We start from the raw sequence: 12,187 nt of genomic DNA, 5'->3' as shown, positions 1-12,187 counted from the left end.
CCGTCCTGGCCCGCCGCAACCCCGAACCGCATAAAGAAAGGGGCCGCCCGGCAGCAGCCCCTTTGCACACCTAAATCCGGCGTCTCAGGCGCTGAATCTCTCCCGCAGCGCCAGCATGGCGATGGCCGCCTTCGCCGCCTCGCCGCCCTTGTCCTTCTCGTCCCGCCTGGCGCGGGTCAGCGCCTGGGCTTCGTTCTCGACCGTCAATATGCCGTTGCCGATCGGGATGCCGTCCATGCTGAGCGCCATCAGGCCGCGCGCGCTTTCGTTCGACACGACTTCGAAATGATAGGTTTCGCCCCGGATCACCACGCCGATGGCGATGAAGCCGTCATAACGACCGGTCTCCGCCGCCAGCGCCACCGCGCCGGGAATCTCCAGCGCGCCGGGAACCGTCACCACCTCATATTTATGCCCCTCATCCTCCAGCGCGGCGACCGCGCCCTCGATCAGCAGGTCGTTGAGATGGTCGTAGAAGCGCGCTTCGACGATCAGGAATTTTGCCATGGATAGGTTCCTTAAAGCTCGATCGACCGCTGCCCAACCACGGCCAGGTCATAGCCGTCAAGCGCGATCAGGCTGTGGTGCGTGTTGCTGAGCAGGATCATGTCATGGACGCCGAGTTCGGCCAGAATCTGCGCGCCCACGCCATAGTCGCGCAATTCGTCCATGCCGGAGTCGGGCTGGCCCGCATGATGGCGCAGGCTGCGGCTCATGAAATCGCCCGGCGCCTGGGCGGCGAGGACGACGACGATGCCGGCTCCCTGCCGGGCGATGATCTCCATCGACTTGGCAAGCAGGCCGTTGCGCGGCCCGGTCGATCCATAGACATCGTCCAGCAGGGAGAGCTGGTGCATGCGGACCAGCGTCGGTTCGTCGGGGGAGACATGGCCCTTCTGCAGCACGAGCTGTTCGGTCTGGGTCGCCTTGTTGTAGAAGCTGATCGCCTTCCAGTCGCCGCCCCACTGGCTGTTGAAGACGGTTTCGGCGCGGCGTTCGACCATATGGTCATGCCGGCGGCGATAGGCGATCAGGTCGCGGATCGTGCCGATCTTCATCCTGTGCTTCTGGGCGAAGGGGATGAGGTCGTCCAGCCGCGCCATGGTGCCGTCGTCCTTCATCACCTCGCAGATGACGCCCGACGGATTGAGCCCGGCCAGACGGGCGACGTCCACCGCCGCCTCGGTATGGCCGGTGCGGACCAGCACGCCGCCATCCTTCGCCACCAGCGGGAAGACATGACCGGGCGTCACGATGTCTTCGGGCCCCTTCGACCCGTCGATCGCGACGGAGATGGTGCGGGCGCGGTCGGCGGCGCTGATGCCGGTGGTCACGCCCTCGCGCGCCTCGATCGACACGGTGAAGGCGGTTTCGTGGCGGGTGCCGTTGTTGCGGCTCATCAGCCCCAGGCCCAGATGGTCGACCCGCTCCTTGCTCAACGCCAGGCAGATGAGGCCGCGGCCATGGGTGGCCATGAAGTTGATCGCGTCCGGCGTCGCCATTTGCGCGGGAATGACCAGGTCGCCCTCATTTTCCCGGTCCTCGTCATCGACCAGGATGAACATGCGGCCGTTGCGGGCCTCATTGATGATCTCCTCGGGAGAGGCGAGCGCGGTGCCGCCCTCCCGCTTGGCGAGATAGCTTTCCAGCTTGCCCAGAGTTTCCGCCGTCGGATTCCAGTCCGCCTCGCCCAGCTTGCGCAGGGAATTGGCATGGAGACCCGCCGCGCGGGCAAGGCCGGACCGCGACATGCCGCCCTCCGTAACCAGCGAACGGACCGTATTGATAAGGGCTGACGACATGCTGAAGACTCCTTCCCACGGCGGGATGGAGCGGCATATCACATCAAGATGTGATTATGGCAAGCAATAATCACATTGAGCGAGAGCGAAGGCTCTGCATCCGGTCGAGATAGCGCGCCAGCACATCGATCTCCAGATTGAAGGCGCGCCCCGGCGTCAGACTGTCCAGCGTCGTCGCGGCGGCCGTGTGCGGGATGATGTTCAGGCCGAAATGGACGGAGCCGTCCGCCTGATCCTCCACCGTGTTGACGGTCAGCGAAATGCCGTCCACGGTGATCGAACCCTTGGCCGCCAGAGCGGGGGCCAGCGCGGCGGGCGCGGCGATGACAAGGCGGGTCGAATCGCCCTCATGCGCGGCGGACACCAAAGTGCCGATGCCGTCGACATGGCCAGTGACGATATGGCCGCCCAACTCATCCCCGACCTTGAGCGCGCGTTCCAGGTTGAGGCGGCCGCCCTGGTCCCACAGGCCCGGCGCCGTGCGGGCGACGGTTTCGGCCGACAGGTCGACCGCGAACCAGTCGGCGCCCTTCTCCACCACCGTCAGGCAGGCGCCCGAACAGGCGATGGACGCGCCGATGGCGACCGTTTCCATGTCATAGGCGCAGCCGATCGCCAGCCGCAGGTCGCCGCGCTGTTCATGGGTGCGGATGGTGCCGATGTCGGTGATGATGCCGGTGAACATGAGGAGCGCCTTGCTTGTGTTCCGTTGGCCGCGCCCGGAAGGGGCGGGGCTTTCGGGGTGATCTAGGCGTTCCGGCTGCGGAGGTAAACCTCCAGCCGATCATCGCCCAGCCGCCGCTCGTCGTCGAGCCGCCAGCGGCCATGCGCGCCGGCCAGATCGGTCAGGCCGATGTCGCCCATCCCGGCAAGCCCGGCGCCGATCAGGATCGGCGCGCGATAGAGCAGCAGGCGGTCGACCAGATCGGCGCGCAGGAAGGCGGCGGCGGTCTGTGCGCCCCCCTCGACCAGCAGATGGTCGACATGCGGCAGGGTGGCGATGTCTTCCGGCGCGGCAATGCTATCCCACCCATCAGGCGCGTCGCCATGGCTGAGCAGCACGCGCCGGGGCGAGCGGTCCTCCAGGCCGGCCAGGCGCACATCCAGCCGGGGCGCGTCGGTGCGCAGCGTGCCGCCGCCAACCAATATGGCGTCATGCCGTGCCCGTTCCACATGGGCATGAGCACGGGCGTCCGGACCGGTGATCCAGCGGCTGGACCCATCGGCCAGCGCGATCCGGCCGTCGAGCGACAGACCCAGCTTGAGCGTCACGGCCGGGCGGCCCAATGTCTGGCGCAGCACGAAACCCCGCATCGCGGCGGTGGCTTCCTGCGCCATCAGCCCCATTTCGACCACGATGCCGCGCTTGCGCAGCCAGGCGGCGCCCTGCCCGTCGGTGCGCGGATCGGGATCGCGCAGGGCGATGACGATGCGGCGAACCCCTGCCCGCGCCATCAGGTCGGCACAGCGCGGACCGCGCGGGGAAAGGTGGAAACAGGGCTCCAGCGTCACATAGGCGGTGGCGCCGCGGGCGCGGTCCATGGCCTCCTCAAGCGCCTGCGCCTCGGCATGGGGGCGGCCGCCCTTTTGCGTCCAGCCGCGCCCGACCACATGCCGGTCCTTCACGATCAGGCAGCCGACATTGGGATTGGGCGTGGAAAGGCCGCGTCCCCGTTCGGAAAGTGCGATGGCGGCGGCCATGAAGCGCCGGTCCTGAGCGGGATCGGCGGGGGGCAAGACGCTTTTGGATCGGGCGCTCAGGGCTGGGCCGCCCCGCTCTGGGCTGCTCCGGGGACGGATTTCTCCGCAGCCTCGGCCTTGGCCAGCCGGGCGTCGAGCTGGGCGTTGATCTGCTTCAATGCTTCCTTGCGGCGGGCGGTGTTGCGGGCCTCGTCCTTCTTCCAGTCGATGCCGAAAATATCGGCCACGCCCTGCATTTCCTTCTGCTTCTTCTCGATCGCCGCCTCCCGCTTGGCGAGGTCGATCTTCTGCTGGAGGATGATCGCCGCGTCGGACCGGCTGGAGTCCCAGCTCTGGACATAGAAGATCTGGTTGCGCGTCGGCATGGTGTTGGTGTTGGCGTCGACGATGAAGGCCCAGATGATGACCCAGGTGACCGCGACGGACAGGCCGAGCAGCGGCCATTTATGAGGCCGGTTCTCACGAAAATAGCTCCACAGGTCGCTCATCGCGCTCTTGGGAGACACCGGACGGGGGAAGATCGCCATCGCGCCGATATAGGGTAAGGCGGGGCCGGATGCAAAAGCGCTGTTGCTGTCCGTCATGATTTCCGGCCCCTTCCTGTTGGATTTCAGACGTCTGCCAGGCGGAAATGGACGGTCAGCACCTTGGTCGAACTGATCGGCACGCCATCCCGAGTCGCCGGGCGGAAGCGCCATTTGCGCAGGGCATGGCGCTGGGTGGCGATCCAGAAGGCCTCGTCCGCCGCCGACAGCCGCTCTATGTCGGTGACGCGCCCGTCGGGGCCGATGGTGACGCGGACCACCACCTTGCCCTCCATCCCCTGCCGGATCATCGCACCGGGATAGTCGGGCTGGAACGCGGCCAGCGCGCGGGGATCGATGGTGGCATCGGCCAGCACCGGTTCGGGCGTCGGCGGGACTATGGGCGGCATGATCGTGCCCGTGCCGGAATCGCCGGCGGCCATGCCATCGTCGGCCTTCGTCGTGAAGCCCGTCGGCGGCGGCGGGACGACGGGCTTGTCCACCACGGTCGGGTGGGATTTGGTTCGGGGCAGGGGTTTGGAGTCGTTTTCCGGCTGCTGCTGTTCCGGGGGCGGCGGCGTATCGTCCACCGGATAGGTCAGCAGCGGCGGTGGATCGCGGAAGACATCGACCACTTCCTTGGGCATCAGCAGATAGGCCCCGACCACCAGCGCATGGACGGCGATCGCCCCGCCTATGCCGAAGGAAGATCGGTTGCCGCCGCTATAGCCGGAAACCTGAGCCTGCCCACCTGCTGTCCGCAACGTCATCAGTCGCATATCGCACCCTCCTGTCATGCGATCCTTCCCGGATCGACATGTCATGTTACAACATATTTACATGATATGTTGCAACATTAATTTTTGACCATTTCCAATGGTGACAGCCCTAGGTGCTGCCTCAAATTGCCCGAGAACGCTCCAGCTTGTAGTCATTGGCGGGAGGAGACGAATTGGGCGCAGACAGACCGCTTTCCCCCGTTTGCCCTGAGCCTGTCGAGCCGAAGGCGGCGAAGCCAAGGACTTCATTTCTCCTTGAAACTGTGGCGTCGGTCGCACCCCCTGTGGCTGTGCCGGATCGCGGCGTCCCGGCTCGCCTTGCTGTCGGGCGCCTGCTGCTGGGCATCATCGCGCACTGATTTGTGGACCTTCCAAGACAGCCCGCTATAAGGGCCTGCTAACGCTTCGGAGGAAACATGGCGGGTTCGGTCAACAAGGTTATTCTGGTGGGCAATCTGGGCGCGGACCCGGAGGTGAAGAGCTTTCAGAATGGCGGCAAGGTGTGCAACCTGCGGATCGCGACCTCCGAAAGCTGGAAGGACCGCATGTCGGGCGAGCGCAAGGAACGCACCGAATGGCACAGCGTCGCCATCTTCTCCGAGGGGCTGGCGGGCGTGGCGGAACGCTTCCTGCGCAAGGGATCGAAAGTCTATCTGGAAGGCCAGCTGCGCACCCGCAAATGGCAGGACCAGTCGGGCAATGACCGCTATACCACCGAAGTGGTGCTGCAGGGGCCGGGCGCGGTGCTGACCATGCTGGACGGCGCGCCGGGCGGCGGCAGTCAGGGAGGCGGCTTCGGCGGTGGCGGCCGCTCGCAGGGCGGCGGCGACTGGAGCGGCGGTTCGAGCGGCTTTGGCGGCGGCGATTATGACGATTTCGGCGGCGGCGGCGGCTTTGGCGGCGGTTCCGGCCGCTCTTCCGGCGGCGGACGCGGCGGCGCTGGCGGGCCCAATTTCGACAATGACCTGGACGATGAAGTGCCGTTCTGAGGGCATTTTCCTGAAAGAAGGATGAGCGCCCCGCCCGGAAGGATGGGGCGTTTTTCTTTTGGTGGTCGGGCAAGATGGCGAAGGTCGATGGCCGGCCCGGTGAACCGCGTTGCTGCGCCGGCATCGGAACGAGCATGGCGCTTGATCCCGCGATCGGCAAATATGCGCCAGCCGCCAACAAAACTTACTTTCCCCGGCATTTTGCCCTAGGCGCTTCCCATGCCCCGCCCTTTCCGCCCCGAGGACGTCCCCGGCCTCCCCGCCCGCCGCGCAGCGCTTCGCCTGCTCGACGCCGTGCTTCGGCGCGGCGATCCGCTTGAACTGGCGCTGCATGGCGCGGCGCAGGGGCTTGCTCCCGCCGACCGGGCGCTGGTTCACGCCATCGCTGCCGAGACGCTGCGCCACCTGCCCGATCTCGACGCGCTGATCGACAGCGCCACGCGCCAGCCGCTGCCGCACGACGCCAAGGCGCGCATGGTCCTGCGCATCGCCCTTATCCAGGTGCTGGCGCTGGGCACCGCGCCGCACGCCGCCATCGCCACCGCCCTGCCGCTGGTGGATGGCGGTCCGCGCAAGCTGGTGCACGGCGTCTTCGGCACGCTGACCCGCGCCGATCCGGCGCTTCCCTCACCCCCCACCCTGCCCCCGGAGACCGCCAGCCGCTGGGCCGCGCAATGGGGGGACGCCATGCCGCAGGCCGCCGCGCACGCCTATGGCCAGCGTCCGCCGGTCGACATCAGCCTTCGCGATCCCGCCCGGACCGCGCATTGGGCCGAAGCGCTCAACGGCCGGAGCCTTGCCCCCGGGCATGTCCGCCTGCCCGAAGGTGCAGCGATCCCCGACCTGCCCGGCTTCAGCGAAGGCGCCTGGTGGGTGCAGGATCTGGCCGCCTCCACCCCCGCGCGCCTGTTGGGCTTGGGCGAGGGACGCCACGTCCTCGACCTTTGTGCCGCGCCCGGCGGCAAGACGATGCAGCTTGCCGCCGCGGGGTGGCGCGTCACGGCGGTCGACCAGTCGAAGAAGCGCCTTGAACGATTGGGCGAAAATCTGGCGCGGACCGGCCTTTCCGCCGCCATCGTGCAGGGCGACCTGCGCGCATGGGAACCCGATGGGGCGGCCGACGCCATCCTGCTCGACGCGCCCTGCACCGCAACCGGCATCTACCGCCGGCATCCCGACGTGCTGCACCGCATCGGCCCGCGCCAGATCGCGGAGCTGGCCGAACTCCAGACCGAACTGCTGGCTCGCGCTGCGGCATGGCTGAAGCCGGGCGGCACGCTGATCTACGCCACCTGCTCGCTCGAACGGGCCGAGGGCGAGGAGCAGGTCGCCCGCTTCATCGACGCCCGGCCGGATTTCAGCCCGCTGCCCGCGACGCCCGCCGAGCTGCCCGACAGCATCGTGCCGACGGCGCAAGGATGGGTCCGCACCCTGCCGGACAGCCTTGCCGCGCAGGGCGGAACCGACGGCTTTTTCGTTGCAAGGCTGATACGATCCACTAAGCCTTAACCAAGCAACCCTATGGTGCGATCCGGCATTCAGAAAGACCTGCCTTGCGCCCGACCGAGCCCCTTCCCCTGAACCATAGCTGGCCGCTCTATGCGTTGCGCGACCATCTTGCGCCGGTGATGCTGGACGACCGGATCGCCCGCGACGATGGGGCGCTGGCGGAGCGCGGCCTGGGCCTGTGGCATTGCGACCTCAGCGACGACAGCCTGAACTGGACGGACGGGGTCTATGACATTTTCGGGCTGGAACGCGGGATGACGGTCCCCCGCCCGCTCGCGGTGTCGCTCTACACGCCCGAAAGCCGTGCCGCGATGGAGCAGTTGCGCGCCTATGCGATACGCCACAGGCGCGGCTTCACGGTGGATGTCGACATCCGCCCGGCGGACGGCGGCGAATGCGCCATGCGCCTGATCGCCGCGCCCATCATCCAGCGAAATCAGGTGGTTGCGCTGCACGGCGTCAAGCAGTTCCTGCCCAGGGGTTCCAGGCCGTCGACCGGCCTTGATCCCACGCTGTTCATCCTGTCCTGACAGGCCGGGCGAGTCCGCACGCCGACGCCTGTCGCCAAAAGCCTGTGGATAGCGTTAATCGGGCGTTGCCCTGACTTGCGGCCAAGGCTAAGGCCGATGGTCAAATGACCAGCCCGATCCTGATCTCACCCTCCATCCTGTCCGCCGATTTCGCCCGTCTGGGCGAGGAGGTCCGCGCCATCGACGAAGCGGGTGCGGACTGGATCCATATCGACGTGATGGACGGCCATTTCGTACCCAACATCACCATTGGTCCCGGCGTGGTGAAGGCGCTGCGTCCGCACACGAAGAAGCCTTTCGACGTCCACCTGATGATTTCCCCGGTGGACCAGTATCTGAACGCCTTTGCGGAGGCGGGCGCCGACATATTGACCGTCCATCCGGAGGCCGGACCGCATATCCACCGCTCCATCCAGCACATCAAGTCGCTGGGCGTGCAGGCGGGCGTGGTGCTGAACCCCGGCACCCCGGCCAAGATGCTGGATTACCTGATCGACGATGTCGACCTGATCCTGGTGATGAGCGTCAATCCGGGCTTCGGCGGACAGAGCTTCATCGCCAACCAGCTCCGCAAGATCGAGGCGATCCGGAAGATGATCGAGAAGTCCGGCCGCGACATTCGTCTGCAGGTGGACGGCGGCATCGACTTCGCCACCGCGCCACAGGCGATCGGGGCGGGCGCCGACGTTCTGGTGGCGGGCACCGCGACCTTCCGGGGCGGTCCGTCCGCCTATGCCGACAACATCCGGACGCTGCGCGGCGGGTGAGCGACCGCCGCCGCCCTTCCCCCCATTCCGCCCCCGAGGAGGCCGGACCCGGCCCGGAGGACGGGATCGAACAGGGCAAGCGGCTCATCCGCATCGCGGATGACAAGGGGCTTTCGCTGGCGCAGCGCATCGCCAACCGCTTCTATCTGCTGAGCTGGAAGACGCCGATCCACGGCCGCCGGCTGAAGGGCAAATATCCGCTCAAGCTGCTTGCCGTGCCCGACGATGAAATCCCGGGCAACGCCCATGCGGGTCAGGCGATCCGCGCCGGCTATTTCCTGTTCCGAGGCCTGAAACTGCCTCTCGACAGGCTGGATTTCGCCAATCCGGGCGTGACGGCGGGCTTTGCCGATTATCTGCACGGCTTCCACTGGCTGCGCGACCTTGCCACCGTGGCCACCCGCGAACAGGCCGCGCCGATTGCCGAAGGCGTGATGCGCAAATGGCTCGCCGCCCATGCCGACACGCCCAGCGAACCCGCATGGCGCGCCGACAATGCGGGCTGGCGCCTGCTCTTCTGGTCGGCCCATGCGCCGCTGATCCTTTCATCGAGCGACCTCGTCTATCGCTCTCTGGTGCTGAACTGCATCGCCCGCACCGCCCGTCATCTGGACCGCAGCGCGGACAAGGCGCCGGTCGGCCTGCCGCGCCTGGTCGCCTGGGGCGGAATCGTCGCGGCGTCGATGCTGCTGCCGGGCGGCGCGGCGCGCAAGCTGTTCGGAGAAGCCGGCCTCAAGCGCGCGCTCGACAGCGGCCTCCATGGCGACGGCGGCATCATCTCGCGCTCGCCGCTGGACCAGCTGGAAGCGATCATGCTGCTGACCATGGTCGCCGCCGTCTATGAAGTGCGCCGCGAACAGACGCCTGCCTTGCTGAAGGAGGCACTGGCCAAGGCCGTGCCGGCGCTGCTCGGCCTCACCCATGGCGATGGCGGGCTTGGCAACTGGCAGGGCGCGGGCGCCATCGATCCCGCCACGATCGACGCCGTCATCCGCGCCAGCCGCGTGCGCGCCCGTCCGCTGCGGCAGGCCAATGGCTGGGGCTATCAGCGGCTCGCCGCCGGGGGCACCGTGGTGCAGGTCGATGCCGCCCCGCCCCCCGTCGCCCAACTGGCCGATGCGGGCTGCGCCTCCACCGGCGCGGTCGAGATCAGCGACGGGCAGCAACGGCTGATCGTCAACTGCGGCGGCGCCGCGCTGGAGGGCGCGTGGATGCCGCGCGATCTGGCGCAGGGGCTGCGCACCACCGCGGCGCACAGCACATTGGTGCTGGACGACAGCAATTCCACCGCCCTGCTGCCCGACGGCACGCTGGGCAAGGGCGTGACAGAGGTGGAGATCAACCGGCAGGAGACGGAAAGCGGCAGCCGCCTCGACCTCAGCCATGACGGCTATGTGCGGCGCATGGGCTATGTCCACCGCCGCCTGCTGCTGATGAGCGCGGACGGCAAGGAAATCCGTGGCGAGGACATGCTGACGCCCGCGGTGCGGCGGCGCAAGCCAGTGAAGCTGCCGGTCCAGCTTCGATTCCACCTCGCCCCCGGCGTCGAGCCCACGCCCACCGCCGACGGCATGGGCGCCCTGCTGCGCATCGACACCGGCGCGACATGGCAGTTCCGCGCCAATGCGGGGAAGCTGGCGATCGAGGAAAGCCTGTGGGTGGATGCCCAAGGCCGCCCCCATGGCACAAAGCAGCTGGCTGTCACCAGCGAGGCCCTTCCGGGCGGCTCGACCGTGGGGTGGTTGCTGAAAAAGGTGAGCTGAGCGCCTCGCGGCCCGTGCAATGAGGCCGGCGGCTTGCCCCATGGCGATTGCCGCGATTTCCGGGACGGCGAATGTTCCCTTTCACTCGGAATCGCTCTAGAGGCCTGCGGCAAGCCTGAGCGGCACCCGAACAGCAGCAGGAAGCACCTCCATGTCAGACGTCATCATCAAGCGCGCCCTTCTTTCCGTTTCGGACAAGTCCGGCCTCATCGAACTGGGTCAGGCGCTGGGCAGGCATGGGGTCGAGCTGGTGTCGACCGGCGGCACGGCCAAGGCGCTGCGCGAGGCGGGTCTGGAGGTCAAGGACATCTCTGACCTCACCGGCTTCCCGGAAATGATGGACGGCCGCGTCAAGACGCTGCATCCGAAGGTCCATGGCGGCCTGCTCGCCGTGCGGAACAATCCCGATCATGTCGCCTCCATGCAGGCGCACGACATCGGCGCGATCGATCTGGTGGTCGTCAACCTCTATCCCTTCGCCGCCACCGTCGCCAAGGGTGCGGAGCGCGAGGAGATCATCGAGAATATCGACATTGGCGGCCCCTCCATGGTCCGTTCCGCCGCGAAGAATCATGAAAGCGTGGCCATCGTCACCGACCCCGCCGACTATGCCCGGCTGATCGCGGAAATGGAGGAGAAGGGCGGCGCAACCAGCTACGACTTCCGCCGCATGCTCGCGGCCAAGGCCTATGCCGCCACCGCCGCTTACGATGCGATGATCGCAAGCTGGTTCGCCTTTGCCGATCAGGGCGTGCAGTTCCCCGAAAGCCTCTCGGTCTCCAGCACGCTGGGTTCGACGCTGCGCTATGGCGAAAACCCGCATCAGTCGGCTGCCCTCTACCTGCCCGTCGGCCCGTCGGCCAACGGTATCGCCCAGGCGAAGCAGATTCAGGGCAAGGAACTCAGCTACAATAATTACAACGACGCCGACGCCGCGCTGGAGCTGGTCAGCGAGTTCCGCGACGGCCCGCCGACCGTGGTGATCGTCAAGCATGCCAATCCCTGCGGCGTCGCCACCGGCGCCACGCTGATCGAAGCCTATGAAGCCGCGCTTGCCTGCGACAGCGTGTCGGCATTCGGCGGCATCATCGCCGTCAACCGCCCGCTTGACGGTCCGACCGCCGAGGCGATCAGCGGCATCTTCACCGAAGTCGTCGCCGCCCCCGATGCGGACGAGGACGCCAAGGCGATCTTCGCCAGGAAGAAGAACCTCCGCCTGCTGCTGACCGGCGACCTGCCCGATCCGGCCCGTGCCGGCCTCCAGATCAAGAGCATTGCCGGCGGTCTGCTGGTGCAGGGCCGCGACAATGGCCGCGTCAGCCGCGATCAGCTGAAGGTGGTGACGAAGCGCGCGCCTACCGAGCAGGAGCTGAACGACTGCCTGTTCGCCTGGACCGTCGCCAAGCATGTGAAGTCGAACGCCATCGTCTATGCCAAGGGCAACAGCACCGCCGGCATCGGCGCGGGACAGATGAACCGGCTGGAATCCGCGCGCATCGCCGCGTGGAAGGCGAAGGATGCCGCGGAAAAGGCCGGCTGGGCGGAGGCCCGGACCATCGGTTCGGCGGTTGCGTCGGACGCCTTCTTCCCCTTTGCCGACGGCCTGCTGGCGGCGGTCGAGGCGGGTGCGACGGCGGTGATCCAGCCCGGCGGCTCCATCCGCGACGAGGAAGTGATCGCCGCTGCTGACGAAGCGGGTCTGGCGATGGTCTTCACCGGCATGCGCCACTTCCGCCACTAAGGGCGATTGATGCGGATGCGAAAGGGCGCCGATCCTTTCGCATCCGCAAAAATAGCGGTTTTCAGCCACTTTCTGCCAAGTG

12 protein-coding genes are annotated in these 12,187 nt (G+C 67.3%); 6 read left to right on the top strand and 6 right to left on the bottom strand.

The genetic code is table 11. From position 1 onward, the window contains the following. Positions 1 to 84: 84 nt before the first annotated feature. The 6 genes from ribH to EGM87_RS15380 all read right to left on the bottom strand — a co-directional run bounded on the left by ribH (position 85) and on the right by EGM87_RS15380 (position 4,806). The gene (gene ribH / locus EGM87_RS15405; RefSeq protein WP_044661210.1) at positions 85 to 507 is read right to left on the bottom strand and encodes a 6,7-dimethyl-8-ribityllumazine synthase; all 423 of its coding nucleotides are present in this window, start codon (positions 505 to 507) and stop codon (positions 85 to 87) included. An 11-nt stretch (positions 508 to 518) separates the two neighbouring features. Then, positions 519 to 1,802: a 3,4-dihydroxy-2-butanone-4-phosphate synthase gene (gene ribB / locus EGM87_RS15400; protein ID WP_137709640.1), complete on the bottom strand. Its 1,284-nt coding sequence runs from the start codon at positions 1,800 to 1,802 to the stop codon at positions 519 to 521. A gap of 70 nt (positions 1,803 to 1,872) precedes the next feature. After that, positions 1,873 to 2,487, bottom strand: coding sequence for a riboflavin synthase (locus tag EGM87_RS15395; protein WP_137709641.1), 615 nt, complete (start codon positions 2,485 to 2,487; stop codon positions 1,873 to 1,875). 62 nt (positions 2,488 to 2,549) lie between these two features. Next, a complete protein-coding gene (gene ribD, locus EGM87_RS15390) occupies positions 2,550 to 3,539 on the bottom strand; it encodes a bifunctional diaminohydroxyphosphoribosylaminopyrimidine deaminase/5-amino-6-(5-phosphoribosylamino)uracil reductase RibD (protein WP_262856980.1) in 990 nt (329 codons plus the stop codon). 20 nt (positions 3,540 to 3,559) lie between these two features. Next, a complete protein-coding gene (locus EGM87_RS15385; protein WP_044661207.1) occupies positions 3,560 to 4,087 on the bottom strand; it encodes a hypothetical protein in 528 nt (175 codons plus the stop codon). A gap of 26 nt (positions 4,088 to 4,113) precedes the next feature. Continuing rightward, positions 4,114 to 4,806: an energy transducer TonB gene (locus tag EGM87_RS15380; protein ID WP_025548275.1), complete on the bottom strand. Its 693-nt coding sequence runs from the start codon at positions 4,804 to 4,806 to the stop codon at positions 4,114 to 4,116. A gap of 416 nt (positions 4,807 to 5,222) precedes the next feature. Here EGM87_RS15380 and ssb point away from each other — a divergent pair, with 416 nt between their 5' ends. From ssb to purH, 6 genes are all read left to right on the top strand, one after another. Next, on the top strand, positions 5,223 to 5,795 hold the full coding sequence (gene ssb, locus EGM87_RS15375) for a single-stranded DNA-binding protein (RefSeq protein WP_137709642.1): 573 nt from the start codon (positions 5,223 to 5,225) through the stop codon (positions 5,793 to 5,795). Between the two features lie 219 nt (positions 5,796 to 6,014). Then, a complete protein-coding gene (locus EGM87_RS15370; RefSeq protein WP_137709643.1) occupies positions 6,015 to 7,304 on the top strand; it encodes an RsmB/NOP family class I SAM-dependent RNA methyltransferase in 1,290 nt (429 codons plus the stop codon). Positions 7,305 to 7,348: 44 nt separating this feature from the next. Further along, positions 7,349 to 7,834 (top strand): hypothetical protein, encoded by a 486-nt coding sequence (locus EGM87_RS15365; RefSeq protein WP_048576388.1) that lies wholly within the window; start codon positions 7,349 to 7,351, stop codon positions 7,832 to 7,834. A 104-nt stretch (positions 7,835 to 7,938) separates the two neighbouring features. Then, entirely contained in the window at positions 7,939 to 8,601 is a 663-nt protein-coding gene (gene rpe / locus EGM87_RS15360; RefSeq protein WP_025548268.1) for a ribulose-phosphate 3-epimerase, read from the top strand. Further along, positions 8,598 to 10,364, top strand: a complete 1,767-nt coding sequence (locus tag EGM87_RS15355; RefSeq protein WP_025548266.1) for a heparinase II/III family protein — start codon at positions 8,598 to 8,600, stop codon at positions 10,362 to 10,364. The genes rpe and EGM87_RS15355 overlap by 4 nt, the downstream gene beginning before the upstream one ends. A gap of 151 nt (positions 10,365 to 10,515) precedes the next feature. Next, complete coding sequence (gene purH / locus EGM87_RS15350) at positions 10,516 to 12,105, top strand: bifunctional phosphoribosylaminoimidazolecarboxamide formyltransferase/IMP cyclohydrolase (protein ID WP_048576386.1); 1,590 nt, start codon at positions 10,516 to 10,518, stop codon at positions 12,103 to 12,105. The last annotated feature ends 82 nt before the right edge of the window (positions 12,106 to 12,187 follow it).

Source organism: Sphingobium sp. RSMS (genome assembly GCF_005406185.4).
GTDB lineage: Bacteria > Pseudomonadota > Alphaproteobacteria > Sphingomonadales > Sphingomonadaceae > Sphingobium > Sphingobium fuliginis.
This window is presented reverse-complemented; position numbering and strand designations above follow the sequence as displayed.

Excerpts from the sequence above, each read along its gene's own strand:
- ribH (WP_044661210.1), bottom strand. The coding sequence starts at position 507 with ATGGCAAAATTCCTGATCGTCGAAGCGCGCTTCTACGACCATCTCAAC.
- ribB (WP_137709640.1), bottom strand. The coding sequence starts at position 1,802 with ATGTCGTCAGCCCTTATCAATACGGTCCGTTCGCTGGTTACGGAGGGC.
- EGM87_RS15395 (WP_137709641.1), bottom strand. The coding sequence starts at position 2,487 with ATGTTCACCGGCATCATCACCGACATCGGCACCATCCGCACCCATGAA.
- EGM87_RS15385 (WP_044661207.1), bottom strand. The coding sequence starts at position 4,087 with ATGACGGACAGCAACAGCGCTTTTGCATCCGGCCCCGCCTTACCCTAT.
- EGM87_RS15380 (WP_025548275.1), bottom strand. The coding sequence starts at position 4,806 with ATGCGACTGATGACGTTGCGGACAGCAGGTGGGCAGGCTCAGGTTTCC.
- ssb (WP_137709642.1), top strand. The coding sequence starts at position 5,223 with ATGGCGGGTTCGGTCAACAAGGTTATTCTGGTGGGCAATCTGGGCGCG.
- EGM87_RS15370 (WP_137709643.1), top strand. The coding sequence starts at position 6,015 with ATGCCCCGCCCTTTCCGCCCCGAGGACGTCCCCGGCCTCCCCGCCCGC.
- rpe (WP_025548268.1), top strand. The coding sequence starts at position 7,939 with ATGACCAGCCCGATCCTGATCTCACCCTCCATCCTGTCCGCCGATTTC.
- purH (WP_048576386.1), top strand. The coding sequence starts at position 10,516 with ATGTCAGACGTCATCATCAAGCGCGCCCTTCTTTCCGTTTCGGACAAG.